Origin of the sequence: Streptomyces sp. NPDC050161 (assembly GCF_044460025.1) — a bacterium.
In the GTDB taxonomy this organism is placed as follows: domain Bacteria; phylum Actinomycetota; class Actinomycetes; order Streptomycetales; family Streptomycetaceae; genus Streptomyces.
Genome location: NZ_JBITJM010000026.1, coordinates 97,051 through 123,072, shown reverse-complemented (window position 1 = coordinate 123,072; position 26,022 = coordinate 97,051). Strand labels below are relative to the sequence as shown.

General features: G+C 68.7%; 20 protein-coding genes. 12 read left to right on the top strand and 8 right to left on the bottom strand.

The genetic code is table 11. The annotated features are described in order from the left end of the window. Positions 1-175 precede the first annotated feature (175 nt). On the bottom strand, positions 176-1,648 hold the full coding sequence (dnaB, locus tag ACIBK8_RS31655) for a replicative DNA helicase (protein ID WP_227047947.1): 1,473 nt from the start codon (positions 1,646-1,648) through the stop codon (positions 176-178). Between the two features lie 464 nt (positions 1,649-2,112). On the opposite strand from dnaB, the gene ACIBK8_RS31650 reads away from it, so the two are divergent. Further along, positions 2,113-3,450 (top strand): MATE family efflux transporter, encoded by a 1,338-nt coding sequence (locus ACIBK8_RS31650; protein ID WP_393684428.1) that lies wholly within the window; start codon positions 2,113-2,115, stop codon positions 3,448-3,450. A 40-nt stretch (positions 3,451-3,490) separates the two neighbouring features. Continuing rightward, the gene (locus ACIBK8_RS31645; protein WP_399045677.1) at positions 3,491-4,348 is read left to right on the top strand and encodes a trypsin-like serine peptidase; all 858 of its coding nucleotides are present in this window, start codon (positions 3,491-3,493) and stop codon (positions 4,346-4,348) included. A gap of 70 nt (positions 4,349-4,418) precedes the next feature. Here ACIBK8_RS31645 and rplI read toward each other — a convergent pair whose 3' ends face one another. The 4 genes from rplI to rpsF all read right to left on the bottom strand — a co-directional run bounded on the left by rplI (position 4,419) and on the right by rpsF (position 6,197). Beyond that, a complete protein-coding gene (gene rplI / locus ACIBK8_RS31640) occupies positions 4,419-4,865 on the bottom strand; it encodes a 50S ribosomal protein L9 (protein ID WP_393684426.1) in 447 nt (148 codons plus the stop codon). 18 nt (positions 4,866-4,883) lie between these two features. Continuing rightward, a complete protein-coding gene (gene rpsR / locus ACIBK8_RS31635) occupies positions 4,884-5,120 on the bottom strand; it encodes a 30S ribosomal protein S18 (protein ID WP_003978893.1) in 237 nt (78 codons plus the stop codon). A 105-nt stretch (positions 5,121-5,225) separates the two neighbouring features. Continuing rightward, complete coding sequence (locus ACIBK8_RS31630) at positions 5,226-5,825, bottom strand: single-stranded DNA-binding protein (protein ID WP_399045675.1); 600 nt, start codon at positions 5,823-5,825, stop codon at positions 5,226-5,228. A gap of 81 nt (positions 5,826-5,906) precedes the next feature. Then, the gene (rpsF, locus tag ACIBK8_RS31625) at positions 5,907-6,197 is read right to left on the bottom strand and encodes a 30S ribosomal protein S6 (RefSeq protein ID WP_003978891.1); all 291 of its coding nucleotides are present in this window, start codon (positions 6,195-6,197) and stop codon (positions 5,907-5,909) included. Positions 6,198-6,426: 229 nt separating this feature from the next. Between rpsF and ACIBK8_RS31620 the strand changes: the two genes are divergently transcribed. From ACIBK8_RS31620 to ACIBK8_RS31610, 3 genes are all read left to right on the top strand, one after another. Beyond that, entirely contained in the window at positions 6,427-6,741 is a 315-nt protein-coding gene (locus ACIBK8_RS31620) for a hypothetical protein (protein WP_399045673.1), read from the top strand. Positions 6,742-6,914: 173 nt separating this feature from the next. Further along, positions 6,915-8,033, top strand: a complete 1,119-nt coding sequence (locus tag ACIBK8_RS31615) for a lipid II:glycine glycyltransferase FemX (RefSeq protein WP_399045671.1) — start codon at positions 6,915-6,917, stop codon at positions 8,031-8,033. Positions 8,034-8,093: 60 nt separating this feature from the next. Beyond that, the gene (locus ACIBK8_RS31610) at positions 8,094-9,125 is read left to right on the top strand and encodes an alanine racemase (RefSeq protein ID WP_399045670.1); all 1,032 of its coding nucleotides are present in this window, start codon (positions 8,094-8,096) and stop codon (positions 9,123-9,125) included. A gap of 96 nt (positions 9,126-9,221) precedes the next feature. Here the strand turns inward: ACIBK8_RS31610 and ACIBK8_RS31605 are convergent, their stop codons facing one another. Together ACIBK8_RS31605 and ACIBK8_RS31600 are read right to left on the bottom strand one after the other, a co-directional pair. Further along, on the bottom strand, positions 9,222-10,700 hold the full coding sequence (locus ACIBK8_RS31605) for a glycosyltransferase family 87 protein (RefSeq protein WP_399045668.1): 1,479 nt from the start codon (positions 10,698-10,700) through the stop codon (positions 9,222-9,224). A gap of 129 nt (positions 10,701-10,829) precedes the next feature. Then, entirely contained in the window at positions 10,830-13,460 is a 2,631-nt protein-coding gene (locus ACIBK8_RS31600; protein WP_399045666.1) for a transglycosylase domain-containing protein, read from the bottom strand. 361 nt (positions 13,461-13,821) lie between these two features. Here ACIBK8_RS31600 and ACIBK8_RS31595 point away from each other — a divergent pair, with 361 nt between their 5' ends. The 4 genes from ACIBK8_RS31595 to ACIBK8_RS31580 all read left to right on the top strand — a co-directional run bounded on the left by ACIBK8_RS31595 (position 13,822) and on the right by ACIBK8_RS31580 (position 17,689). Further along, positions 13,822-14,496, top strand: coding sequence for a PadR family transcriptional regulator (locus ACIBK8_RS31595; RefSeq protein WP_399045664.1), 675 nt, complete (start codon positions 13,822-13,824; stop codon positions 14,494-14,496). A 46-nt stretch (positions 14,497-14,542) separates the two neighbouring features. Continuing rightward, the gene (locus ACIBK8_RS31590; RefSeq protein ID WP_399045663.1) at positions 14,543-15,625 is read left to right on the top strand and encodes an inositol-3-phosphate synthase; all 1,083 of its coding nucleotides are present in this window, start codon (positions 14,543-14,545) and stop codon (positions 15,623-15,625) included. A gap of 78 nt (positions 15,626-15,703) precedes the next feature. Further along, positions 15,704-16,981 (top strand): MFS transporter, encoded by a 1,278-nt coding sequence (locus ACIBK8_RS31585; RefSeq protein WP_399045662.1) that lies wholly within the window; start codon positions 15,704-15,706, stop codon positions 16,979-16,981. 96 nt (positions 16,982-17,077) lie between these two features. Beyond that, a complete protein-coding gene (locus ACIBK8_RS31580; RefSeq protein WP_399045660.1) occupies positions 17,078-17,689 on the top strand; it encodes a hypothetical protein in 612 nt (203 codons plus the stop codon). A 116-nt stretch (positions 17,690-17,805) separates the two neighbouring features. On the opposite strand, the gene ACIBK8_RS31575 is transcribed toward ACIBK8_RS31580, so the two are convergent. After that, on the bottom strand, positions 17,806-19,287 hold the full coding sequence (locus ACIBK8_RS31575; RefSeq protein ID WP_399045658.1) for a CCA tRNA nucleotidyltransferase: 1,482 nt from the start codon (positions 19,285-19,287) through the stop codon (positions 17,806-17,808). A 242-nt stretch (positions 19,288-19,529) separates the two neighbouring features. On the opposite strand from ACIBK8_RS31575, the gene ACIBK8_RS31570 reads away from it, so the two are divergent. From ACIBK8_RS31570 to ACIBK8_RS31560, 3 genes are all read left to right on the top strand, one after another. Next, positions 19,530-21,830, top strand: a complete 2,301-nt coding sequence (locus ACIBK8_RS31570) for a DUF6049 family protein (protein ID WP_399045657.1) — start codon at positions 19,530-19,532, stop codon at positions 21,828-21,830. 46 nt (positions 21,831-21,876) lie between these two features. Then, positions 21,877-24,123 carry a murein biosynthesis integral membrane protein MurJ gene (gene murJ / locus ACIBK8_RS31565; protein ID WP_399045655.1) on the top strand — a complete coding sequence of 749 codons (2,247 nt, stop codon included), beginning with the start codon at positions 21,877-21,879 and terminating at the stop codon, positions 24,121-24,123. Between the two features lie 107 nt (positions 24,124-24,230). Then, positions 24,231-25,925, top strand: coding sequence for a protein kinase family protein (locus ACIBK8_RS31560; protein WP_399045653.1), 1,695 nt, complete (start codon positions 24,231-24,233; stop codon positions 25,923-25,925). Positions 25,926-26,022: the final 97 nt, after the last annotated feature.

The following is a 26,022-nucleotide window of genomic DNA, read 5'->3' as shown; positions in this document are numbered from 1 at the left end:
AATTTCACACCCCCAAACAACACCCCCCCTCCCATCTGGGGCCGGGGGGGGGGCGGGGGGGGGCCCCCCCCCCCCCCCCCGGGGGGGGGGGGGGTGGGGGGGCCCCCCCCCCCCCCCCCCGTCCGGTATCTGCCGGAGAATTCCGACGGCTATCGCGGCCCCGCGCCGCTCCGCATCACGTCTGCGCCATGTCCACGAAGCGCGAATAGTGGCCCTGGAACGCCACCGTGATCGTCGCCGTCGGGCCGTTACGGTGCTTGGCGACGATCAGGTCGGCCTCGCCCGCGCGGGGGGATTCCTTTTCGTAGGCGTCCTCGCGGTGCAGCAGGATGACCATGTCGGCGTCCTGCTCGATCGAGCCGGATTCACGCAGGTCGGAGACCATCGGCTTCTTGTCCGTGCGCTGCTCGGGGCCACGGTTCAGCTGCGAGAGCGCGATGACGGGGAGTTCGAGCTCCTTGGCCAGCAGCTTGAGGTTTCGGGACATGTCCGAGACCTCCTGCTGACGGCTTTCGGCGCGCTTGGAACCGCCGGACTGCATCAGCTGCAAATAGTCGATGACGACCAGCTTCAGTTCGTTGCGCTGCTTCAGGCGGCGGCACTTCGCGCGGATCTCCATCATCGAGAGGTTCGGCGAATCGTCGATGTAGAGCGGCGCGGCGGAGACGTCCGGCATCCGGCGGGCCAGCCGCGTCCAGTCCTCGTCCGTCATGCTGCCGGAACGCATGTGGTGCAGCGCCACCCGGGCCTCCGCCGACAGCAGGCGCATCGCGATCTCGTTGCGTCCCATTTCGAGGGAGAAGATCACGCTCGGGAGGTTGCTCTTGATCGAGCAGGCACGCGCGAAGTCCAACGCGAGAGTCGACTTACCCATGGCGGGACGGGCCGCGATGACGATCATCTGGCCCGGGTGCAGGCCGTTGGTCAGGGAGTCGAGGTCGGTGAACCCGGTGGGCACACCCGTCATCTGGCCCTGGCGCGAGCCGATCGCCTCGATCTCGTCGAGTGCGCCCTCCATGATGTCGCCGAGCGGGAGGTAGTCCTCGCTGGTGCGCTGCTCGGTGACGGCGTAGATCTCCGCCTGGGCACTGTTGACGATCTCGTCGACGTCGCCGTCGGCCGCGTATCCCATCTGCGTGATGCGGGTACCGGCCTCGACCAGGCGGCGCAGCACGGCCCGCTCGTGGACGATCTCCGCGTAGTACTCCGCGTTCGCGGCGGTCGGCACGGACTGCACGAGGGTGTGCAGATACGACGCGCCACCGACCCGGGCGATCTCGCCGCGCTTGGTCAGCTCCGCCGCGATGGTGATCGGGTCGGCCGGCTCGCCCTTGGCATACAGGTCGAGAATCGCCTGGAAGACCAGCTCGTGCGCCGGCCGGTAGAAGTCCTCGCCCTTGAGGACCTCGACGACGTCCGCGATGGCGTCCTTGGAGAGCAGCATGCCGCCGAGCACGGACTGCTCGGCGTCGAGGTCCTGCGGAGGCACCCGCTCGAAGCCGCCGCCCCAGGAGCCCTGGCCGTCGTCCTCACGGTCCTGGCGGTCGCCCCGGCCACGGCCCTTGCCGTCACCTCGACGAAAGCGGCCGGCCGGCAGCCGGTCGCTCGGACCGGAGTCCGCCCAGGGGTCCTCCACGGGTTCGGCCATGCTCACCCTGGCACCTCCTCCCGTCCGCGACGCGGACCTCACTGTGCCCCTCTTTCTTACGGCACAGCTCTGACAATCGAGACGCCCGACTCCGGTTATGGTGCGTCGAGTTCGGATGACTTCCGGGCCGGAAACAGGTGGCGGGCGCCGGACCACGGTAGGCCCGCGCGCACCGTCCGCCAATCTGGTTATCCACAGGCCGTGTGGATGACTGGCCTCCAGCTGTGGAGAAGTCCCCCGAACCTGTGCACGGCCCGGGGGAAACATCTGTGGACAAGCACACAATCACGCCGCCGCCACCTGCCTGACCTGCGATTTCCTCATCCATAGCCTGTGGGGGAGAAAAACTTCGGCAACCTGTTCATGATCGCGACAAACGGCACGGAGAAGGGAACTCCACACAGCGGAAAGTAAGGACTGCTGGCCACTTGCATCACTTACCTGTGGAAGATTAGATTGTGCGCATGACACAGGCTCCCGCGACGCCACGGCGCACCGCCCGCCGACACGACCGCGAGATCCTCGCCCTCGCCCTGCCGGCCTTCGGATCCCTCGTCGCCGAGCCCCTGTTCGTCATGGCCGACAGCGCCGTCATCGGCCACCTCGGCACCCCCCAGCTGGCCGGCCTCGGCGTCGCCGCCGCCCTGCTGACCACCGCCGTCTCCGTCTTCGTCTTCCTCGCCTACGCCACCACCGCGGCGGTCGCCCGCAGGGTCGGCGCCGGCGACCTCTCCGCAGCCGTCCGCCAGGGCATGGACGGCATCTGGCTCGCCCTCCTCCTCGGCGCCGCCGTCATCGCCGCCGTGCTGCCCACCGCCCCATGGCTGGTGGAACTCTTCGGCGCCTCCGGCACCGCCGCCCCGTACGCCGCCACCTACCTGCGCATCAGCGCACTCGGCATCCCCGCGATGCTCGTCGTGCTGGCCGCGACCGGCGTGCTGCGCGGCCTCCAGGACACCAAGACCCCGCTGTACGTCGCCATCGGAGGATTCTCCGCCAACGTCGTCCTCAATGTCGCCCTCGTCTACGGCGCCGGCCTCGGCATCGCCGGCTCCGCCTGGGGCACGGTCATCGCCCAGTGCGGCATGGCGGCGGTCTACCTCGGCGTGGTGATCCGCGGCGCACGCCGGCACGGCGCCTCGCTGCGCCCCGACGCGGCCGGAATCCGGGCCAGCGCCCAGGCAGGCGTCCCCCTCCTCGTCCGTACCCTCTCGCTGCGCGCGGTGCTGATGATCGCCACCGCCGTCGCCGCCCGCCTCGGAGACGCCGAGGTCGCCGCCCACCAGATCGTGCTCAGCCTCTGGTCCCTGCTCGCCTTCGCCCTCGACGCCATCGCCATCGCAGGTCAGGCGATCATCGGGCGCTACCTCGGCGCCGGCGACCGGGACGGCGCCAGGGCAGCCTGCCGCCGCATGGTGCAGTGGGGCATCGCCTCCGGCGTGGTGCTCGGCGTTCTGGTGGCCCTGGCCCGGCCGCTGTTCATCCCGCTGTTCACCTCCGACCCCGCCGTGCGCGGACCGCTGCTCACCACTCTTCTGGTCGTAGCCCTCACCCAGCCCGTATCCGGCGTCGTCTTCATCCTCGACGGCGTGCTGATGGGCGCCGGCGACGGGCCGTACCTGGCCGGGGCGATGCTGGTGACGCTGGCCCTGTTCGCGCCGGTGGCACTGGCCGTACCCGCCATCGGCGGCGGACTGACGGCCCTGTGGTGGACCATGGGCCTGATGATGGCCGTACGCCTGCTGACCCTGTGGCTGCGGACCCGCTCGGGCCGGTGGATTGTGACCGGAGCCTCGCGCTGAACCACCTCCGCAATTCCGGAGCGTTGTTGATAATGACGGCGTGCGCTCACTTGCCAGGAAATCCGTCCTCCCCCTGACGCTCCTCGTCATCGGGGCAGGCGTCCTCGTGGGCTACTCCACCGAGGAGAGCCACACCGTCCTCGCCGGTCGTGACGGCTTCGGCAAGTCCGGCGGACCGGGGGAGCCCCAGGACCAGGACCCCGCCGCGACGGCCCCCGCATCCGACGGCAGCGCGTACACGCCACGCCGGACGGAGGAGAACGCCCGCATCGGCACGGTCTTCGAGAAGGACGACTCCGGTGACCACTTCTGCACCGCGAGCGTGGTGCAGAGCCCCGGCCGGAACATGCTGGTCACGGCAGCCCACTGCGCCTTCGACAGCGACGCGGGAAAGCCCGTCGACGACCTCGTCTTCGCCCCGGACTACCGCGACGGCGACGAGCCGACCGGCCTGTGGAAGGTCAAAAAGGTCGTCGTCGACACCCGCTGGGCCAAGTCCAACGACCCGGACCTCGACGTCGCCTTCCTCACCCTGAACGGCAAGGACGGCAAACAGATCCAGGACGTCCTGGGCGGCAACACCCTCGGCATCGACCGCGGCTTCGACAACGAAGTCAAGATCACCGGCTATCCGTCCAGCCGCGACACCCCGATCTCCTGCCAGAACCGCACCACGAAGTTCAGCAACACGCAGATGCGCGTCCACTGCACCGACTTCGCGGGCGGCACGAGCGGCAGCCCCTGGCTCGCCGACTACGACCCCAGAAGCCAGACCGGAACGGTCATCGGTGTGCTGGGCGGCCATCAAGGCGGCGGCGACGAGGACGACATCTCCTACGCCGCCTACTTCGACGACGACATCGCCAACCTCTACCGCCGGGCCCAGGACGAGGACTGAGCCCCGGGTACGGCGAAGGGCCGCACCCCGTTTCCGGAATGCGGCCCTTCGGCGTGCTGCTGCGATGCGATTACGCGGCGACGACCTCGACGCCGAGCTTCGCAACGACCTCGGCGTGCAGACGCACGGAGACCTGGTGCGCGCCCAGGCTCTTGATCGGCGAGCCGAGCTCGACGCGACGCTTGTCGACGTCCGGACCACCGGCGGCCTTGATCGCCGAAGCGACGTCGGCCGGGGTGACGGAGCCGAACAGGCGGCCGGCCTCGCCGGCACGGACCGCGAGCTTCACCTTGACGCCCTCGAGCTGGCCCTTGACCTCGTTGGCCTGCTCGATCGTGGCGATCTCGCGGATCTTGCGACCGCGACGGATCTGCTCGACGTCCTTCTCGCCACCCTTGGTCCAGCGGATCGCGAAACCACGCGGGACCAGGTAGTTACGGGCGTATCCGTCCTTGACGTCAACGACGTCGCCAGCGGTGCCGAGGCCGGAGACCTCGTGGGTGAGGATGATCTTCATGATTCGGTCACCCTTCCCTTATCGCGCGGTGGACGTGTAGGGCAGCAGCGCCATCTCACGGCTGTTCTTCACAGCCGTGGCGACGTCACGCTGGTGCTGAGTGCAGTTGCCGGTGACCCGGCGGGCACGGATCTTGCCGCGGTCGGAAATGAACTTCCGCAGCAGGTTCGTGTCCTTGTAGTCGACGTAGGAGATCTTCTCCTTGCAGAACACGCAAACCTTCTTCTTAGGCTTGCGAGCAGGCGGCTTCGCCATTATCTCTCTCCAGTGAGTTCAAGAAGTTTGTGCTGACGCCCTCAGGCCGCAGGCCGTGACACGACGCCTGTTTCACGTGAAACAGACGCAGCCGGCCGTACGGACCTAGAAGGGCGGCTCGTCCGAGTAGCCGCCGCCGGAGCTACCGCCCCAGCCACCGCCGCCGCCACCCTGCTGCTGGCCGCCGCCGGCCGGACCGCTGGTCGCCCACGGGTCGGCGGCGGGAGCCCCGCCGCCGCCCTGCTGGCCGCCGCCGGGGCCGCCGCCCCAACCGCCGCCACCCTGGCCGCCACCGCCCTGCTGACCGCCGCCGAAGCCGCCGCCACCCTGGCCACCGCGACCACTGGTCTTGGTGATCTTGGCCGTGGCGTTCTTGAGACTCGCGCCCACTTCCTCGACGTCGAGCTCGTAGACCGTGCGCTTCACGCCCTCGCGGTCCTCGTACGACCGCTGCTTCAGGCGGCCCTGCACGACGACACGGGTGCCCCGTGTGAGGGACTCGGCGACGTTCTCCGCCGCCTGACGCCACACCGAGCAGGTCAGGAACAGGCTCTCGCCGTCCTTCCACTCATTGGTCTGACGGTCGAAGGTGCGAGGAGTGGACGCGACGCGGAACTTCGCGACCGCCGCACCGGACGGGGTGAAGCGCAGCTCGGGGTCGTCGACAAGATTGCCGACGACCGTGATGACGGTCTCGCCTGCCATTAGGGGAACCTCTCGGCGGGTGTGCTGCTGGCTGCTGGTGTTGCTACTGCTCGGACCCGGTTACCGCTGGCGCTGACGCGCTCAGTGGGTCTCGGGACGGAGGACCTTGGTCCGGAGGACCGACTCGTTCAGGTTCATCTGACGGTCGAGCTCCTTGACGACCGCAGGCTCGGCCTGCAGGTCGATGACCGAGTAGATGCCCTCGGGCTTCTTGTTGATCTCGTACGAGAGACGACGACGGCCCCAGGTGTCGACCTTCTCGACCTTTCCGTTGCCCTCACGGACGACGGAGAGGAAGTTCTCGATCAGCGGGGAGACAGCGCGCTCCTCGAGATCGGGGTCGAGGATGACCATCACCTCGTAGTGACGCATGTGGAACCCACCTCCTTTGGACTCAGCGGCCACGGTCGTTCCGTGGCAGGAGGGTCGTGATGCGTTCCGCACCGATGCTGCCGGAGGATCCGGACAGACAAGGGCGCAGACCGTACAGAGTACCTGCCTGAGTGCTTCCGGTTGAAATCCGACTGCAGGACCCCCCAATCTGGAACCCATCGGGTGTGAGCGGCGTTACAGTTCGCCGCCCTGTCATGGGAGGTGCCGGATGGCACAGGCCGTAAGGACCCAACGAAATCTGCTCTCGCTCCTCAACAGCGACGGCAAGGCGCATCCAGTGGAGAACACCCTCGCCGCGGTGACCGTGGCACTCGGCGCGATCGCCGTCCTCACCACCCTGTCGCCCGGCTTGCACCTCGTGAGCTCCTGGGTCGGCCTGATCGGCATCGGCACGGGCCTCTGGGGCCAGTTCATCTCGTCGACGACGGGCGAACGCTTCCTGCTGATCATCGGCCTCGGGGCGGCGGCCCTGGGCTTCTACATCGGCCTGGCGCACGGCGGCCTCTTCGGCGGCGTTTTCTAGCGCGTCCCCCGCGGGCCGCGTCCGGTGGCGGACGCGGCCCGCTCCGTCGCCCTCCCGCGACGGACGGGCGTGCGCCCGGCTCCCGTACGCCCGAATGGAGCGCTCCCCAGTAGGCTTCGGCGCGAGAGCCGGAGCCCCGACCATGGGGACACACCTGCCGAGGAGCGCCCCGCATGAGCCTGACCCTGAGGACCATCAGCCGAGAGCAGCATCTGGCATATATCCAGAGCCTGCCCGCGGCGAGCCACATGCAGGTCCCGGCCTGGGCAGACGTCAAGTCCGAGTGGCGCTCGGAGAGCCTGGGATGGTTCGACGCCACCGGCGAGCTGGTCGGCGCGGGCCTGGTCCTCTACCGCCAGCTCCCCAAGATCAAGCGCTACCTCGCCTACCTCCCCGAGGGACCGGTCATCAACTGGTTCGCGCCGAACCTGGAGGAGTGGCTGCGGCCGATGCTCACGCATCTCAAGCAGCAGGGCGCGTTCTCCGTGAAGATGGGCCCGCCGGTCATCATCCGCCGCTGGGACGCCACGGCCATCAAGGCCGGCATCCAGAACCCGGACGTCAAGCGCCTGCGCGACGTCGAGGCGACGCACATCGAGCCGCGCGCGTTCGAGGTCTCCGACCGGCTGCGCCGTATGGGCTGGCAGCAGGGCGAGGACGGCGGCGCCGGATTCGGTGACGTACAGCCCCGCTACGTCTTCCAGGTGCCGCTGGCCAACCGTTCCCTGGAAGACGTCCACAAGGGCTTCAACCAGCTCTGGCGCCGCAACATCAAGAAGGCCGAGAAGGCCGGCGTCGAGGTGGTCCAGGGCAGCTACGAGGACCTCGCCGAGTGGCAGCGCCTGTACGAAATCACCGCGGAGCGCGACCACTTCAGGCCGCGTCCGCTCGGCTACTTCCAGCGGATGTGGTCGGCCCTCAACACCGAGGACCCCAACCGCATGCGGCTCTACTTCGCCCGCCACGAGGGCGAGAACGTGGCCGCCGCCACGATGCTGATCGTCGGGGGCCACGTCTGGTACTCCTACGGCGCCTCGGCCAACCACAAGCGCGAGGTACGGCCGTCCAACGCGATGCAGTGGCGGATGCTGCGCGACTCCTACGCGCTCGGCGCCACGGTGTACGACCTCCGCGGCATCAGCGACTCGCTGGACGAGAGCGACCCCCTGTTCGGCCTGATCCAGTTCAAGGTCGGCACGGGCGGGCAGGCGGCTGAGTACCTCGGCGAGTGGGACTTCCCGCTCAACAAGCTGCTGCACAAGGCGCTCGACATGTACATGTCCCGCCGCTGACCACCTCACCGTTCGTCCCTCTGTCACACCCCAGCCACGAGAAAGGTTCCGGGCCCGGCCATGGCGCTCACCCTCTACGTCGACACCGCGCGCTGGCGGGCGCATCACCAGAGCGTTCTCCAGCAGTTCCCCGGGCTGGTCCCGGTCTGCAAAGGCAACGGCTACGGCTTCGGCCATGAGCGCCTCGCCGACGAGGCCACCCGCCTGGGATCCGACATCCTCGCCGTCGGCACGACCTACGAAGCAGCCCGCATCAAGGACTACTTCAGCGGCGATCTGCTCGTCCTCACCCCGTTCCGGCACGGCGAGGAGCCGGTGCCGCTGCCCGACCGCGCCATCCGCTCGGTCTCCTCGGTCGAAGGCGTGGGCGGCCTGGTCGGCGCCCGGGTCGTCATCGAGGTCATGAGCAGCATGAAGCGGCACGGCGTCACGCCGGAGGACCTGCCGAAGCTGGCCACGGCCATCGAGGACGTCCGGCTGGAGGGCTTCGCCATCCACCTGCCGCTGGACCGCACCGACGGATCGGACGCCGTCGACGAGGTCATCGGCTGGATGGACCGCCTGCGTGCCGCCCGCCTCCCGCTGCACACGATGTTCGTCAGCCACCTCAAGGCCGGTGAACTCGCGCGTCTCCAGCAGCAGTTCCCGCAGACCCGCTTCCGCGCCCGGATCGGCACCCGGCTGTGGCTCGGCGACCACGACGCCACCGAGTACCGCGGTTCGGTCCTCGACGTCACCCGCGTCTCGAAGGGCGACCGCTTCGGCTACCGCCAGCAAAAGGCCGCGTCCGACGGCTACTTGGTCGTGGTGGCGGGCGGCACCTCGCACGGCGTCGGCCTGGAGTCACCCAAGGCGCTGCACGGCGTGATGCCGCGGGCGAAGGGCGTGGCCCGCGCGGGTCTTGCGACCGTCAACCGGAATCTCGCACCGTATGTCTGGGCCGGCAAGCAGCGCTGGTTCGCGGAGCCCCCGCACATGCAGGTGTCGATCCTGTTCGTGCCGGGTGACGCACCCGAGCCGCAGGTCGGAGAGGAGCTGGTGGCCCATCTGCGGCACACCACCACGCAGTTCGACCGCATCGTCGACCGCTGACGCCACCGGCAGGGCACGCCAGGAACGGAAGGGGCCCGGTGTCCGCAGAACTCCTCTGCGGACACCGGGCCCCTCGTCGTTCCACGGGCCTTGGAGTCACTCCCGGACGGCGCCCCAGCGGACGGGCGGCCCTTCGAAGTGCGCCGCGTGCCGTGGCACCTGGTGCGCCTGTCCGAGCGCGAAGACGTCCGGCGCGTGGTCCAGGACGCCACCCGACGGGTCGTCGTCGCCGTCCCTGCGGACCACGTCCCGTTCCGGCATCAGGATGTCCCTGAGAACGACGGCGCAGAGGTAGAGCGTGCCCAGCAGGTGCAGCACGATGGTCAGCTGGTACCCCTCCAGCGGCAGTCCCTGATGCTTGTCGCCGCTGCCCGTGTAGGCCAGGTACATCCAGATCCCGAGGTAGTACATGACCTCGCACGCCTGCCAGATCAGGAAGTCCCGCCAGCGCGGCCGGGCGAGCGCGGCCAGCGGGATGAGCCACAGCACGTACTGCGGCGAGTAGACCTTGTTCGTCAGGATGAAGAGCGCGACGACGAGGAACGCGAGCTGCGCGAAGCGGGGCCGGCGTGGCGCGTAGAGGGTCAGCAGGCCCAGACCCGCACAGCCGACGATCATCAGCAGCGTCGCGTAGAGGTTGGCGTTCTCCAGCGGGTTGCCGGTGCGCTGCGAGATCAGCAACCAGACCGACCCGAAGTCGATGGGACGCTCCTGGCTGAACGTGTAGAACTTCGCCCAGCCCTCGCGCAGGTGAAAACCGGCCCCGTTGTACGAGATCATCACGGGCAGATTCACCACCAGCCACGCGGCCACGGCCCCCGTCAGGCACCGCCCGTACGCGCGCCAGGTCCCGGACCGCCAGCAGAGCATCAGCAGCGGCCCCAGCAGGAGTACGGGATACAGCTTCGCCGCGGTCGCCAGCCCGATCAGCACCCCGGCGGCCAGTGGACGGCTGCGCGACCACATCAGCATCCCCGCGGCGGTCAGCGCGACGGCCAGTAGGTCCCAGTTGATGGTGGCGGTGAGCGCGAAGGCGGGTGCCAGGGCGACGAGCAGCCCGTCCCACGGACGCCGCCGGTGCGTACGGGCCACACAGACGGCGATCACGGCCGCGCACACCAGCAGCATGCCGGCATTGACGAGCCAGTAGATCTGCTCACGCTCCTGGATGCCGCCCCCGTGCGGTGTCATCCAGGAGGCGACCTCCATGAACAGCCCGGTCAGCACCGGGTACTCCAGGTACTGCATGTCGCCGGGCAGGCGGTCGAAGTACGGGATGAGCCCGTCGGCGAAGCCGCGCCCCGCGTAGAGGTGGGGGATGTCGGAGTAGCAGGCGTGGGTGTACTGCGTCGTGGCGCCGAAGAACCAGCCGCCGTTGTAGCACGGCAGCTTCTGCACCATGCCGAGCGCGAACATGCCGATGGCGACCAGCGCGATGACCCGTACCGGCGTCAGACGACTCAGGCCCAGCAGTGCGTGGCGTCCGATCGGGCCTCCGATCAGCTCGCTCCCGCCCGCCGCCACCTCGTCCCGTCGCGTAGGCCGTACGGACTCGTCCTGTCGCACGCTCGTCATGGCCCCATCCTGCCGCACACTCCTGAGCAGAACGTGGCGAAGCCCCCGCCCGGTCGAGCCGGGTCGGGGGCTTCGAGTTTCCGCGGTTTCACGTGAAACGGACGCTGTTCCACGGGAAACCGAGCGGGGTCATCCGAAGATGCCGCCGCTGTCGGTATCCCCTGGGTCGGGAGTCGGGCTGGTGTCCCCGCCCGTATCGCCGCCGGTCTCACCGCCCGGATCGCCGGTCGTTCCGCCGCTGTTCTGGCAGTTGATGTCCCATTCCGCGCAGGTCTCCGTCGGCGTCGGGCTCGGCGAATGCGACGGCGTGGCGGTCTCGGACGGCTTCTCGGTCGGCGTCGGGGTCGGTGTGGGAGTCGGAGTCGGGGTCGGAGTCGGGGTCGGCATGCCCTCCTCGTCCGTGCGCTGCCCGATCGGATCGGCGGCCGGGAACTGCCGCACGGGCATGCCCTTCATCGCCTGCATCATGTACTGGGTCCACACCTCGGTCGGCAGAGCGCCACCGTGGATCGAGTCGTGGCCGCCGACACCGTTCATGGAGAGCTGGCGGGGGTTCTTGGCGTCCTCACGGAACATCGTGATCGCTGTCGAGAGCTGTGGGGTGTAGCCGACGAACCAGGCCGACTTGTTCTCGTCGGTGGTACCGGTCTTGCCGGCGGCCGGCCGGCCCAGCTTCTGCGCCTCCTGCGCCGTACCGTTCTGGATGACGTTCTCCAGCGCCTTGGTGACGTTGTTGGCGATGTTGGGCTCCATGGCCGACTCCTTCGACGGCTCCTCGATCCCCTCGACGGTTTCTCCCTTGTGCGTCACCTCGGTCACCGAGTACGGCTCGACCTTGGTGCCCGACTTCGCGAAGGTCGCATAGGCATTGGCCATGCGGATCGCGCTGGGCGTGGAAGTACCCAGTGCGAAGGACGGGTTGAGGTTCTTGTCGAAGCTTCCCTCGGAGATGCCCGCCGCCTTGGCCATGTCGCGGACCTTGTCCATCCCGACGTCCATACCGAGCTGGACGAACGGGGTGTTGACGGACTGCTCCATCGCCTTCATGAGGCTGATGTAGCCCCATGGGTGATTGCTCTCGTTCACTTGGTAGAACGGCGAGCCGTCCTGCTTCATGACGTAATTTCCGTCGGCGTCCTTCACCTTGAGGTGGTCGTTGCCGTTGTAGCGGCTGTCGGGGGAGATCCCCTGGCCGTCACTGTGCTTCGTGCCGTACTTCATCGCGGCGGCGAGGACGAACGGCTTCCACGTCGAGCCGACCGGCACACCGAAGGTGTCGGCGTTGTTGCTGAAGTGGCCCTTGTCGTAACCCTCACCGCCGTAGAGCGCGACGACCTTGCCGGTGCCGGGCTCCACGGAGGCGCCACCGAACTGGACGTATTTGTCCTTGGCCCGCTTCTCCGGATGGATATCGCGCTTGCTGACCTTCTTCACCGAAGCGGCAAGGTCCTCGACCTTCTTCTTGTCGAAGGTCGTGTGGATCTGGTAGCCGCCCTTGTCGAAGGCCGCCTCGCTGATGTCGGTGTTCTTGAGGACGTACTTCTTCGCGGTGTCCATCAAGTAGCCGGTCTGGCCGCCCTTGCTGGCCACCGGCTTCGGCTCCTGCGGCTGGGGGAACTTCTTGTACTTGGCCCGCTCGCTCTTCGTCATGCGGCCGACCTCGACTTCACGGTCGAGGATCCAGGACCAACGCGACTGCGCACGCGCGGTGTTGGCCTTCCGCGTGGAGTGCGGCCCGCTGCCGCCGGCGGGGTCGTACAGGTCCGCACCCTTGAGGACGGTGGCCAACAGGGCGCTCTCGTCCGGCTTGAGGTCCTTGGCGTCCTTGCCGTAGTACGCCTGCGCGGCGGCCTGGATGCCGTAGGCGTTCCGGCCGTAGTAGCTGGTGTTGAGGTAGCCCTGGAGGATCTTGGGCTTCGGGACCTTCGCGCCCACCTTGATGGAGATGAAGAGCTCTTTGAACTTGCGGTCGAGCGTCTGATCCTGCGAGAGCATGGCGTTCTTGACGTACTGCTGGGTGATGGTCGAACCGCCCTGGGTGTCGCCGCCCTGGGCCATCTTGACCACGGCACGCAGGATCCCCTTCGGGTCCACGCCGGAGTCCTTCTCGAACGACGCGTTCTCGGCGGAGATCGCCGCGTCCTGCATCGACCGCGGGATGTCACTGATGTCGACGATCTGACGGTTCGTCTTGCCGTCGCGGGCCATGATGTCGCCGTTGGCCCAGTAGTAGACGTTGTTCTCCTGACGCGCGGCGGCGCTCTCAAGAGGTACCTGCACCAGTGCGAGCGCTATGCCGGAGACGCCGACGATCAGTCCGATGAAGCCGACGCACAGCGCCGTGACCTGCTTCCAGGACGGTACGAACCGCTTCCAACCGACCTTGTTCGCCCGCGGGTAGTCGATGAGGCGCTTCTTCGCCGGCCCGTCCCCGCCACGACCGCGGCCCCGGCCACGCCCTCCCTCCGACCCGCCGCCACCGGTGCGACGCCCCCGGCCGCCATGGCCGCCGCGTCCCGCTCCCGATCCCACGGCGGTGTCGGGCGCCCGCCGACGGCCACCGCGCTGGGCGGCACGGCGCGCTTCGGCCCGTCCGCCCGCCGGCCGTTCCTGGCCGTGCGCGGCGGAAGAAGGCGTGGCGTCGTCAGCAGCGCCACGCGAAGGCGACCCGCGCCGTCCCGATGACTGCTGCGCGGCACGTCGGGCCGCGGCGCGTCCACCACCTTGTGGCTGTGGTGGTTTGCGACGGTGCTCGCTCATGGAACGGCTACTCCTCGGGCAGGCGCGCTATCTCGTCGCCTGAAGGCGGCAGTTGACTTCAGGTCCCCCCGATGCACGACCCGTTCCTGACGCGCGGGTCGCACGGCACCGAGGACGGGGACGCCACGTATAGGCCCACAGTTCCCGGCAGTCTGCATGCCGCACAGACTACGCAGGGCCAAAACCTGCCCACCGTCGAAATTCACTCCAAATCAGGCAGGTTGGGTAGTAAGAATCAGTGATGTGACGCCGTTCACCGTCCCCTTGCTTGTTCCGTCCTGGTGCCCGTTCTATCGTCTGGATGTATCGAGTCGATACATCAGCACGAGATAAAGAACGTACGAGGCCGAGGAGGTGGAGGATGAGCAGACGGTCCGGCATCCTCGAATTCGCCGTCCTGGGCCTGCTGCGCGAGTCCCCGATGCACGGCTACGAGCTGCGGAAACGGCTCAACACCTCGCTCGGGGTCTTCCGTGCGTTCAGCTACGGCACCCTCTACCCCTGCCTCAAGGGGCTGGTCGCGACCGGCTGGCTCATCGAGGAGACGGGCGGCGCCCCTGAGTGCGCTCCCGCAGCGGCAGGACGCCGGGCAAAGATCGTCTACCGATTGACCACGGCGGGGAAAGAGCACTTCGAGGAGCTGCTCTCCCACTCCGGGCCGGATGCGTGGGAGGACGAGCATTTCGGCGTCCGCTTCGCCTTCTTCGGCCAGACGTCACGGGACGTACGGATGCGCGTGCTGGAAGGCCGCCGCAGCCGGCTGGAGGAACGCCTCGAAAGGATGCGCACCTCACTGGCCCGCACTCGCGAGCGGCTGGACGACTACACCCTCGAACTACAGCGCCACGGCATGGAATCCGTGGAACGCGAGGTCCGTTGGTTGAACGAGCTCATCGAAAGTGAGCGCTCCGGCCACGATCGGCGTGCGCCGGAGTCCGCAGCACGGGACAAGCAGGATCAGTCAGGAGATACGGGCGGCCTGCCCCGGCACCGGGGTGGTACCCGGCCGGACCCGTCCGATGACACCACCACATGAGGGCCTGCCCAGCAGGGCCTCAGCGAGCACACAGGGAGCAACCGGAATGGGTTCGGTTCGCGTAGCCATCGTCGGCGTGGGCAACTGCGCCGCCTCGCTGGTACAGGGCGTCGAGTACTACAAGGGCGCCGACCCGGACACTCGCGTGCCCGGTCTCATGCACGTGCAGTTCGGCGACTACCACGTGCGTGACATCGAGTTCGTGGCCGCCTTCGATGTCGACGCCAAGAAGGTCGGCCTCGACCTCTCGGACGCCATCGGCGCCAGCGAGAACAACACCATCAAGATCTGCGACGTGCCGAACGCCGGTGTGCAGGTACAGCGGGGCCACACCCTCGACGGTCTGGGCAAGTACTACCGCATGACGATCGAGGAGTCCGAGCAGGCTCCGGTCGACATCGTCCAGGTCCTCAAGGACAAGCAGGTCGACGTTCTGGTCTGCTACCTCCCTGTCGGCTCCGAGGACGCCGCGAAGTACTACGCCCAGTGCGCCATCGACGCCAAGGTCGCCTTCGTCAACGCCCTTCCGGTCTTCATCGCCGGCACCAAGGAGTGGGCGGACAAGTTCACCGAAGCCGGTGTCCCGATCGTCGGTGACGACATCAAGTCGCAGGTCGGCGCCACCATCACGCACCGTGTGATGGCCAAGCTCTTCGAGGACCGGGGCGTCGTCCTGGACCGCACGATGCAGCTGAACGTCGGCGGCAACATGGACTTCAAGAACATGCTCGAACGCGAGCGCCTGGAGTCCAAGAAGATCTCCAAGACGCAGGCCGTCACCTCCCAGATCAAGGACCGCGAGCTGGGCGAGGACAACGTCCACATCGGGCCCTCCGACTTCGTGGCCTGGCTCGACGACCGCAAGTGGGCCTACGTCCGCCTCGAAGGCCGCGCCTTCGGCGATGTGCCGCTGAACCTGGAGTACAAGCTCGAGGTCTGGGACTCCCCCAACTCCGCGGGCGTCATCATCGACGCGCTGCGCGCCGCGAAGATCGCCAAGGACCGGGGCATCGGCGGCCCGATCCTCTCCGCGTCCTCCTACTTCATGAAGTCGCCGCCGGTGCAGTACTTCGACGACGAGGCGCGCGAGAACGTCGAGAAGTTCATCAAGGCCGAGGTCGAGCGCTGACCCACCCGGCATCACGCCTCCCCGCGGGCCTCCGGATATGACTCCCGGAGGCCCGCGGGCTGTGTGAAGCTGTGCGCCATGCCTGCCGTGCGCGATCTCCGCGTATTACTCAAGCTGCGCGACTTCCGTTCACTTCTGGCCGCACGGCTGCTCTCACAAGCAGCCGACGGCGTCTTCCAGGTGGCGCTCGCCACCTTCGTCGTCTTCTCCCCGGAGAAGCAGAGCTCGCCCGCCGCCATCGCCTCCGCCATGGCGATCCTGCTGCTTCCCTACTCCCTGCTCGGCCCGTTCACCGGCGTCCTGCTGGACCGCTGGCGCCGACGCCAGGTCCTGCTCCGCGGCAACCTTCTGCGCACCTTCCTCGCCGCCGCGACCGCGGCCCTGATCCTCATCGGCGTTCCCGACTGGCTGTTCTACGCATCGGCGCTGTCCGTCACCGCCGTGAACCGCTTTGTACTGGCCGGGATCTCCGCCGCGCTGCCCCGAGTGGTGACGGGTGAAGAGCAGCTGGTCGTCGCCAACTCCCTTTCCCCTACGGCTGGAACGCTCGCCGCGACGGCCGGCGGAGGGCTCGCCTTCGCGGTCCGGCTCATCGGCCCGCAGGCGGATGCGCTCGTCGTGCTGCTCAGCGCGGCCCTCTATCTGTGCTCGTCCCTGACCGCCCTGCGAATGGCGCCCGACCTCCTCGGCCCCGACCCTTCTCTGCTCCAAGGGCGCCTGAAAGAAGCCCTGTTGAGCACCGCGCGGGGCCTGCATGACGGCCTGCGGCACCTCGTACAGCGGCGTGTTCCCGCCCGCGCGCTGATCGCGATGACGGTGGTGCGGTTCTGCTACGGCGCGCTGACGGTCATGGTGCTGATGCTGTGCCGCTACGCCTGGTCGGCAACGGAGTCCGAAGGGCTGGCACTGCTCGGGATCACCGTCGGCGTCTCGGGGGCGGGCTTCTTCGCCGCGGCGCTCATCACGCCCTGGGCCATCGCCCGGCTCACGCCGTTCGGGTGGATCGCCTGCTGCGCCGCAGCGGGCGCGGTGTTGGTGCCGGCTCTGGGGCTGCCGTTCACTCCCGGCCCGATGCTGGCCGCCGCCTTCGTGCTCGGCCTCAGCACCCAAGGGACGAAGATCGCCACCGACACGGTCGTCCAGTACACGGTCGACGACGCCTACCGCGGCCGGGTGTTCGCCGTTTACGACGTGCTGTTCAACGTCGCCTTCGTCGGCGCCGCCGCGGTCTCGGCGCTCATGCTCCCGCCGGACGGAAAGTCGGTCGAATTGGTGGTCGTGGTGGCCGGGCTCTACGCGGCAACCTTCGCGGGGATGCTCCGCCTCGGCGCCGCACAGCGCCACTCCTCCGACTGACGCAGCACCAACCGCCGCTGCGACGACGTCACAAGACCCGGTACCTTACGGGCGTCATACACGCGCGCCTGCGCAGATCAGCATCGGGGGACTCTCATGACCACACCACCGCACGGCCAGAACCCATACGGTCAGAACCCATATGGCCAGGGCCCGTACGGACAGCAGCCCCACGGCCAATCGCCGTACGGTCAGCCGCCGTACGGTCAGACCGCCTACCCGCAAGCGCCGCAGGCTCCGTACGGTCAGCCCCAGGGCGGCTATGCCCACCCGCCGCAGCAGGCGCCGTACGGGCAACCGCCGCAGCAGGGTTACGTGCCGAACCCGCAGCAGCCGTACGGGCAGGGCGGCGCTCCCGTTCCCCCGCCGCGTCCGTCCCGCAACGGACCGTCCGCCAAGACGATCCTGAAGGGCATCGGCGTCGTCATCGCTCTGGTCACGTTCGGTGTCTTCTGGCTGATGAGCCTGGACGACGCCGAGAACGCCGAAGTCGGCGACTGCATGCACAACAGCGGCAGCACGATCGACGGCGGTTTCGAGGTCGTCGACTGCGGGTCCGCGCAGGCCGAGTACAAGGTCGAGGAGGTCCACACGGACACCAGCGACATGTCCGTGTGCACCAAGGGCACCCTCGCGTATGCGAAGACCGTTGAGCGGCGGAGGCGTTCGGACACCCACTTGGTCCTGTGCCTGTCGAAGACGAAGTAACGCCTCAGCGGGATCGCGCGCGGTGTTTCACGTGAAACAGGTCAGGATGCCGGCCCGTTTCACGTGAAACCAGCGCTCCGGGTGGGTGTGTTTCACGTGAAACACACCCACCGCCGTCAGCCCTGGCTCTGCGTGGCCCACCACTCCTTGAGCGCGGCGACGGCCTCTTCGCGGTCCATCGGCCCGTGCTCCAGGCGGATCTCCAGCATCTGCTTGTACGCCTTGCCGACCTCAGGCCCGGGAGCGATGCCGAGAATCTGCATGATCTCGTTGCCGTCCAGGTCCGGCCGGATCGCGTCCAGCTCCTCCTGCTCCTGGAGCCGCGCGATGCGGTCCTCCAGGCCGTCGTAGGCCCTGGAGAGCGCGTTGGCCTTGCGCTTGTTGCGCGTGGTGCAGTCCGAGCGGGTCAGCTTGTGCAGCCGCTTCAACTGCGGGCCGGCGTCGCGGACGTACCGCCGGACGGCCGAGTCGGTCCATTCGCCCGTCCCGTAGCCGTGGAAACGCAGATGCAGCTCCACCAGCCGGGAGACGTCCTTGACCATGTCGTTCGAGTACTTCAGCGCGGTCATCCGCTTCTTGGTCATCTTCGCCCCCACCACCTCGTGATGGTGGAAGGAGACCCGGCCGTCGCTCTCGAAACGGCGCGTCCGCGGCTTGCCGATGTCGTGCAGCAGCGCCGCCAGCCGCAGCACCAGGTCCGGCCCGTCCTCTTCGAGGTCGATCGCCTGCTCCAGGACCGTCAGCGAGTGCTCATAGACGTCCTTGTGACGGTGATGCTCGTCACGCTCCAGCCGCAGCGCGGGAAGCTCAGGCACCACCTTGTCGGCGAGACCCGAGTCGACGAGCAGCTTCAGGCCCTTGCGCGGGTGCGGCGCCAGGATGAGCTTGTTCAGCTCGTCCCGTACGCGCTCCGCCGACACGATCTCGATGCGGTCCGACATCGCCGTCATCGCGGCGACGACCTCGGGGGCGACATCGAAGTCCAGCTGCGCGGCGAAGCGGGCCGCGCGCATCATCCGCAGCGGATCGTCGGAGAACGACTCCTCCGGCGTCCCAGGCGTCCGCAGCACCCGGGCGGCCAGGTCCTCCAGGCCGTCGTGCGGGTCGATGAACTCCTTCTGCGGGAGGAACACGGCCATGGCGTTCACCGTGAAGTCCCGGCGGACCAGATCTTCCTCGATGGAGTTGCCGTAGGACACCTCGGGCTTGCGTGAGGTCCGGTCGTACGCCTCGGAGCGGTAGGTCGTGACCTCGATGTCGAACGAGCTCTTCTTGCAGCCGACGGTGCCGAAGGCGATGCCGACCTCCCAGACCGCGTCGGCCCACGGCCGGACGATCTTCAGGACGTCCTCGGGCCGTGCGTCGGTGGTGAAATCCAGGTCGTTGCCGAGCCGGCCCAGGAGCGCGTCCCGTACCGAGCCGCCGACCAGGGCAAGCGTGAACCCGGCCTCCTGGAAACGGCGGGCCAGGTCGTCCGCCACGGGGGACACCCGCAGCAGTTCGCTCACGGCACGTCGCTGTACGTGGCTCAGCGCGTTCGTCGACTGCGGAGTCCGCTCGGGCTGCGGGGCGGGGATGTCATTGTTGGCGTTCGGCACAACAGGACAGGGTACGTGCCCGTGCCGTATCAGACGTCACGTTGCCCACGCCGTCGCATCCCCGACCCCTTAACCGATCATGTGGAGCACTCCGCGGCACCACGCCGCAGCGAGCCTCGTTACCATTCGTGGACGCACATTCCGACGACCACTGACGACGACGAGGGACGGGCGAGCGCGTGGCCGATGCGGCAAGGTTCCAGTGGACTGAACGGCCGCGTGGTCGATGGCTACGACGCACCGTGGCACTGTTCACCGGAGTGCCCCTTCTCGTGGGGCTGCTGCAGATTCCGCACGCCCCCGCAGCACACGCGGCTCCCACCGGGTCGCGCACGGTGGACGTCAGCATCGACTCCCTGTCGCCGTCCACACCCGCCAAGGGCGATACGGTCACCGTCTCCGGGACGCTCACCAACAAGGGCAGCTCCGCGGTCACCGGCGCCCACGTCGCCATGCGCCGTGGCCCTGCGCTCGGCGGACGCAGCGACCTCGGCACCGTCTCCCACCGCACCGGCTTCTCGCCCGGCGCGGACGGCGAAGAGGTCGACGGGCACACCGCGAAGATCCCCGCGCTGGAGCCGGGCATCAGCCGCCCCTTCTCGCTCAGCGTGCCGGTCAAGGATCTCGGCCTCGGCGACGATGGCGTGTACCAACTCGGCGTCTCGCTCTCGGGGAAGACACAGTCCGCGCCCGTAGAGCAGGTCCTCGGCATCGAGCGGACCTTCCTGCCCTGGCAGGAGAAGGACGCCGGCAAGAAGACTCAGCTCACCTACATGTGGCCGCTGATCTCCTCCACCCACCTCACCGCCGAGACCAACGCCGACGCCGAGCAGACCCCGGTCTTCCGCGATGACGACCTCGCGGCGGAGATCGCCCCCGGCGGGCGCCTGCAGCAGATGGTCGCGCTCGGCAAGAACCTCCCCGTCACCTTCGTCATCGATCCCGACCTGCTCGCCACGGTCGACGCGATGACCAAGACGTACAAGGTGCAGGGCCCGGACGGTCCCGCGGGCAAGAACCAGGCGGTCGCCAAGCAGTGGCTGAACCAGCTCGAGGACGCGGTGAAGAGCCACGAGGTCGTCGCGCTGCCGTTCGCCGACCCTGACCTGGCGTCGCTGGCCCACCACGGCAAGCGCGTTCCCAGCTCCCTCGGCCACCTCGGCCCGGCCACCGAACTGGCCTCCAGGACCGTGGACACGATCCTGGGAGTGAAGCCGCGCACGGACTTCGCCTGGCCGGTCGACGGGGCGATCGACTCCTCGATCGTCGACGTCGCCACCTCAGCGGGCGCGCACAACGTCATCACCCGGAGCGACAGCCTTCAGGAGACCAGTGGGCTGCCGTACACGCCGACGGCGGCACGGCCCATCGGCGGCGGCAACACCGCGATCGTCGCGGACGAGCAGCTCTCCCGAGCCTTCGAAGGCGACATGTCGCGCGCCGGCAACTCCACACCGGCGATCCAGAACTTCCTCGCCCAGACCCAGATGATCAGCCTCCAGGACCCGGGACGGCAGCGCAGCATCGTGGTCGCACCGCAGCGCATGCCGACCGCCGGACAGGCCCAGACCATGGCGTCCGCCCTGCGCAGCCTGGATTCCAGCGGCTGGATCCAGCCGCTGAACCTCAGCGGAGCCGCCAAGGCGGAACCGGATTCCGCGGCCACCCGCCGCATTCCGAGCAGCGCGTCCTACCCGTCCGCCCTGCGCCACCAGGAACTTCCCACCGCGGCGTTCCAGCAGATCCAGGACACCCAGTCCGCGCTGGACGGCTTCCGGGTGATCCTGGACCAGCCGGAGCGCGTGGTGACCCCGTTCGGGAACGCCATAATGCGCGAGATGTCGACGCAATGGCGCGGCAACAGGACCGGCGCCGGTACGTTCCGCACCTCGGTCCGGAGCTATCTCGCCAGCCTGACCAAGAAGGTCCGCCTGATCCAGAAGTCGGAGGCCACGCTCTCCGGCCGCAGCGCGACGATTCCGGTGACGGTCCAGAACAACCTGCTCCAGGGCGTCGAGGGCATGACGCTGGAGCTGACGTCTTCGCAGCCCAACCGGCTGGACGCGGGCACACCGCAGCGGATCAAGGTCGACGGCGGACACAGCCAGTCGTTCAAGTTCGACACCACGGCGAACGCCAACGGCCCGGTGCGGGTGAAGGCCCAGCTCTACACCGCGGACGGAACGCCGTACGGTAACGCGATGACGTTCGTGGTGAACGTCACCGAGATCACCGCCACGGTCATGCTCGTCATCGCAGGCGGAGTGCTGCTGCTCGTCCTGGCCGGCGTGCGGATCTACCTCCAGCGCAAGCGGGCTGCCGCCCGTCGGGCCGAGGACGGTCCCGCCGGCGAGGACGGCCCCGAATCCGCTGACGGTCCCGATGGCGAGGACGGCACGGACGGCCCTGGCGGCAAGGACGACAACAGCGGCGGCAGCGGCGATGCGGGCAGCGACGAGGCCGAGCAGCCGGGTGACCCCGCGCCGGAAACCGGTTCGGGAAACACGGGCGCGTCCGGCTCAGGTGAGAAAGTGGACCGTTGATATATGGCGGGGCCGGATGGCCGGCGACGGATGAGGTGGGGCAGCGATGAACGCGCCGTATGACGGTGACCGCGGCCGGGGCGCCAATGGCGAACCCGCGGGGCCGGTCCCTCCGACGCCGCAAGCGCCCGGGGCCCCGGATCCTTACGCCCAGAACCCCTACGCGCAGGACCCTTATGTCCAGGACGCGTACCGCTACGACCCGCACCGTGCGCACGATCCGGCGGTCCAGGACCCGGTCACCGAAGCGCTGTACGACCGCGCCTCGCACCCTCCGCCTCCGCCGGGTCCGACGCCCGAGCAGCCGCTCTACCAGCAGCCGCCCGCGGGGCAGCACGCTCCCGACCCGCAGTTGTGGGCCGCACCGCCGGCACCCGAGCCGCAGGGTCCGGGCCGCAATCTTCCGTACGGCGACGCCACTGGCGCGACGCAGTTCGTAGGGGTCGACGATCTGGTCACCCAGGCCGCCGACGAACGGCCCGAGCCCGATGCCTTCGCACACCTCTTCCGCGATCAGCAGCAGTCGTACGAACCACAGCGCCGTCCCATGACACCCGAGCCGGCACCGGTGGTGGCCGGGGAAGCTCCGGGCCCGGAGTCCGCCCCTGAGCAGCCGGCGCAGGAAACCGGCCCGGTGGCGACTGCCGCAAAGCCGTCAGGTGGCCGGGCCTCCGGCCTGCTCAAGTCCAGCGCGGTGATGGCGGCCGGCACGATGGTCTCCCGGCTCACCGGCTTCGTCCGCTCCGCGCTGATCGTCGCCGCACTCGGCGGCGCCGTCCTCGGCGACTCCTGGCAGGTGGCCTACCAGCTCCCGACGATGATCTTCATTCTGACCATCGGCGGCGGACTGAACTCGGTGTTCGTCCCGCAGCTGGTGCGCGCGATGAAGGAGGACGACGACGGCGGCGAGGCATACGCCAACCGGCTCCTCACCCTGGTGATCGTGGTCCTCGGCATCCTCACCGTCGCCACCGTCTTCGCCGCGCCACTCCTCGTGAAACTGGTGTCGTTCGACATCTCCCGCGATCCCGCGGCCAACGAGGTCGCCGTCGCCTTCACCCGCTACTGCGTGCCCACGATCTTCTTCATGGGCCTGCACGTCGTGATGGGACAGATCCTCAACGCCCGCGGCCGGTTCGGCGCGATGATGTGGACCCCGGTCCTGAACAACATCGTCATGATCGCCACCTTCGGCCTGTTCATCTGGGTGTACGGCACCGCCGAGACCTCCAACATCGGCGTCACCACCATCCCCACCGACGGCATCCGGCTGCTGGGCATCGGCACGCTGCTCGGCCTCGTCGTCCAGGCGCTGGCGATGATCCCGTACCTGCGGGACGCCGACTTCACCTTCCGGCTGCGCTTCGACTGGCGCGGCCACGGACTGGGCAAGGCCGCCAAGCTCGCGAAGTGGACGGTGCTGTTCGTCCTCGCCAACCAGGCGGGCGTACTCGTCGTGACCCAGCTCTCCACCTGGGCCGGCAACACCGCCGACCGGCAGGGCCACCCCGGCACCGGCTTCATCTCCTACGCCAGCGCCCAGCTGATCTGGAACATGCCGCAGGCCATCATCACCGTCTCCGTGATGGCGGCGCTGCTGCCCCGCCTGTCCCGTTCGGCCCACGACGGAGACACCGGAGCCGTCCGGGACGACATCTCCCAGGGCCTTCGCACCTCCGCCGTCGCCATCGTCCCGATCTCCTTCGGCTTCCTCGCCCTCGGCATTCCGCTGTGCACGCTGGTCTACGGCTCGTCCGGCGCCGGGGTGCCGATGGGCTACATGCTGATGGCCTTCGGTGTGGGCCTGATCCCGTTCTCGGTGCAGTACGTCGTGCTGCGCGCCTTCTACGCGTACGAGGACACCAGGACGCCCTTCTACAACACGGTGATCGTCGCCGCCGTCAACGCTGTCGCATCGGCCGCCTGCTTCCTGGTCCTGCCCGCGCGCTGGGCAGTGGTCGGCATGGCGGCTTCCTACGGCCTCGCCTACATGATCGGCGTCGGCGTGGCCTGGCGCCGTCTGAGCAAGCGGATGGGCGGCGACCTGGACAGCGCCCGCATCGTGCGCACGTACGCGCGGCTGGCGGGTGCGAGCATTCCGGCCACCCTCATCGCCGGTGCCGCCGTGTACGGCATCATGCAGGGACTCGGCAGCGACCTCCTCGGTTCGCTGGCCGCGCTGATCGCCGGCTGTGTCGCTCTTCTGGGGGTCTTCTACGTGGCCGCACGGAAAATGCGGATCGAAGAGCTGACCGCGCTGGTCGGCATGGTCCGCGCCAAGCTGGGGCGCTGAGGACGCACAACCATCGACCGCCACCGCGTGTCGTGCATAGTGGCGGACTGTGGGCACAATTGTCTTGGCTCATTGAGCCTGCAACGGATGGGGAGGCAGGAACGACGGTGGCGGAACGGAGCACGGCTGCCGTCGACGTGGCCGACACAAGCGGTGAGGAACCGCTGACCGCCAAGGCGGGTAAGGCCACGGACGACGGTGCGAAGGCCGACAAGGTGTCCGAAGCGGAGCAGGATGCCGCCGGCACCGATGACGCGACGGCGGCGGCCGAAACGGAGCCGCCCGAGCTGCACAGCGGCCACAAGCTCGCCAGACGCTACCGCCTTGAGGAGTGCGTCACCCGTCTGGAGGGATTCAGCAGCTGGCGCGCGGTCGACGAGAAGCTGCGCCGGGCCGTGGGCGTGCACATCCTGCCCGCCGACCACCCGCGCGCCCGCCCCGTCCTGTCCGCCGCACGTGCCTCCGCGCTCCTCGGGGATCCCCGGTTCGTGCAGGTCCTCGACGCGGTCGAGGAGAACGATCTCGTCTACGTCGTCCACGAGTGGCTGCCGGACGCGACCGAGCTGTCCGCCGTGCTCGCCGGCGGGCCGCTGGAACCGCACGACGCCTACCAGCTCGTCAGCCAGGTCTCCCAGGCCATGGCCGCCGCACACCGCGAGGGCCTGGCCCATCTGCGGATCAACCCCGGCTCGGTGCTGCGCACGGAGTCCGGCCAATACCGCATCCGCGGCCTCGCGGTCATGGCCGCGCTGCGCGGCATCACGTCCGACGAGCCGCAGCGCACCGACACCGAAGCCATCGGCGCGCTGCTCTACGCCGCGCTGACCCAGCGCTGGCCCTACGAGAACGACGCGTACGGCCTGTCCGGGCTGCCGAAGGGCGTCGGGCTGATCGCCCCTGACCAGGTGCGGGCCGGCGTCCACCGCGGACTGTCCGAGCTCGCCATGCGCGCAGTGGTCAACGACGGCGCCACCGCATCGCGCCAGGAACAGCCGTGCACCACCCCGGACGAGCTGGCCAAGGCGGTCGCCGCCCTGCCGCGCATCCGGCCCCCGGAGACCTCCTTCACCACTCCGCCGCCGTATCAGCGGACCCAGTACCAGCAGGGCAGCTACGGCCAGTCCGCAGCGCGCAACGGCCAGATGAACCGGGCCGCGCAGCCCGTCCCCAGCCCCCCGCCGCCGCTGCAGAGCCGTACCGGCAAGGCCCTGAAGTGGGCTGTCTCCGCTCTGCTGATCGCGGCTCTGGGACTCGGCAGCTGGCAGCTGGCTGACAACCTGCTGAAGGGCGAGAAGCAGGAGCCGCAGCCCAACTCCCAGCCGGCCCCGAAGAACAAGGACCAGCTGACGGGCAAGCCCCTCAGCATCGTGACCGCGAAGGATTTCGACCCCGAGGGATCGGACGGCAGCGAGAACCCCGACGAGACCGGCAAGGCGTACGACTCCGACCCGAACTCCTACTGGCCCACGTCGTCCTACCGGAACTGGCCCAACTTCGGGCGCCTCAAGAGCGGCGTCGGACTCATCCTCGACCTGGGCAAGAAGCAGCGCATCGGCAGCACCGACGTCACCTTCATCGGCGACACCTCCGTCCAGCTGCTGGCGGCGTCCAAGGACGCGACCGAGATGCCGACCACCCTCGACGCCTTCACCAAGGTCGCGGAGGGCTCCGGCAGCAAGGTGAACCTCAAGCCCTCGAAGCCGCTGGAGACGCGGTTCGTCCTGGTCTGGCTGACCAAGCTCCCGCAGGACACCGGTGGCGACTACCGCGGAAAGGTCACGGACATCAAGGTCATCGGCTGACGCCCTTGCCTGGCGCGCTGCGATCCGCCTCAGCCGACGCAGGCATCGTTTCGCGCCAGGTATCGCGTCGGCACCGCGCCATCCCCGGGGTATGCGT

What these genes read in the sequence shown, in the direction of transcription:
- dnaB (WP_227047947.1), bottom strand. Translation starts at nt 1,648, where the DNA reads ATGGCCGAACCCGTGGAGGACCCCTGGGCGGACTCCGGTCCGAGCGAC.
- ACIBK8_RS31650 (WP_393684428.1), top strand. Translation starts at nt 2,113, where the DNA reads ATGACACAGGCTCCCGCGACGCCACGGCGCACCGCCCGCCGACACGAC.
- rplI (WP_393684426.1), bottom strand. Translation starts at nt 4,865, where the DNA reads ATGAAGATCATCCTCACCCACGAGGTCTCCGGCCTCGGCACCGCTGGC.
- rpsR (WP_003978893.1), bottom strand. Translation starts at nt 5,120, where the DNA reads ATGGCGAAGCCGCCTGCTCGCAAGCCTAAGAAGAAGGTTTGCGTGTTC.
- ACIBK8_RS31630 (WP_399045675.1), bottom strand. Translation starts at nt 5,825, where the DNA reads ATGGCAGGCGAGACCGTCATCACGGTCGTCGGCAATCTTGTCGACGAC.
- rpsF (WP_003978891.1), bottom strand. Translation starts at nt 6,197, where the DNA reads ATGCGTCACTACGAGGTGATGGTCATCCTCGACCCCGATCTCGAGGAG.
- ACIBK8_RS31620 (WP_399045673.1), top strand. Translation starts at nt 6,427, where the DNA reads ATGGCACAGGCCGTAAGGACCCAACGAAATCTGCTCTCGCTCCTCAAC.
- ACIBK8_RS31615 (WP_399045671.1), top strand. Translation starts at nt 6,915, where the DNA reads ATGAGCCTGACCCTGAGGACCATCAGCCGAGAGCAGCATCTGGCATAT.
- ACIBK8_RS31610 (WP_399045670.1), top strand. Translation starts at nt 8,094, where the DNA reads ATGGCGCTCACCCTCTACGTCGACACCGCGCGCTGGCGGGCGCATCAC.
- ACIBK8_RS31605 (WP_399045668.1), bottom strand. Translation starts at nt 10,700, where the DNA reads ATGACGAGCGTGCGACAGGACGAGTCCGTACGGCCTACGCGACGGGAC.
- ACIBK8_RS31600 (WP_399045666.1), bottom strand. Translation starts at nt 13,460, where the DNA reads ATGAGCGAGCACCGTCGCAAACCACCACAGCCACAAGGTGGTGGACGC.
- ACIBK8_RS31595 (WP_399045664.1), top strand. Translation starts at nt 13,822, where the DNA reads ATGAGCAGACGGTCCGGCATCCTCGAATTCGCCGTCCTGGGCCTGCTG.
- ACIBK8_RS31590 (WP_399045663.1), top strand. Translation starts at nt 14,543, where the DNA reads ATGGGTTCGGTTCGCGTAGCCATCGTCGGCGTGGGCAACTGCGCCGCC.
- ACIBK8_RS31585 (WP_399045662.1), top strand. Translation starts at nt 15,704, where the DNA reads ATGCCTGCCGTGCGCGATCTCCGCGTATTACTCAAGCTGCGCGACTTC.
- ACIBK8_RS31580 (WP_399045660.1), top strand. Translation starts at nt 17,078, where the DNA reads ATGACCACACCACCGCACGGCCAGAACCCATACGGTCAGAACCCATAT.
- murJ (WP_399045655.1), top strand. Translation starts at nt 21,877, where the DNA reads ATGAACGCGCCGTATGACGGTGACCGCGGCCGGGGCGCCAATGGCGAA.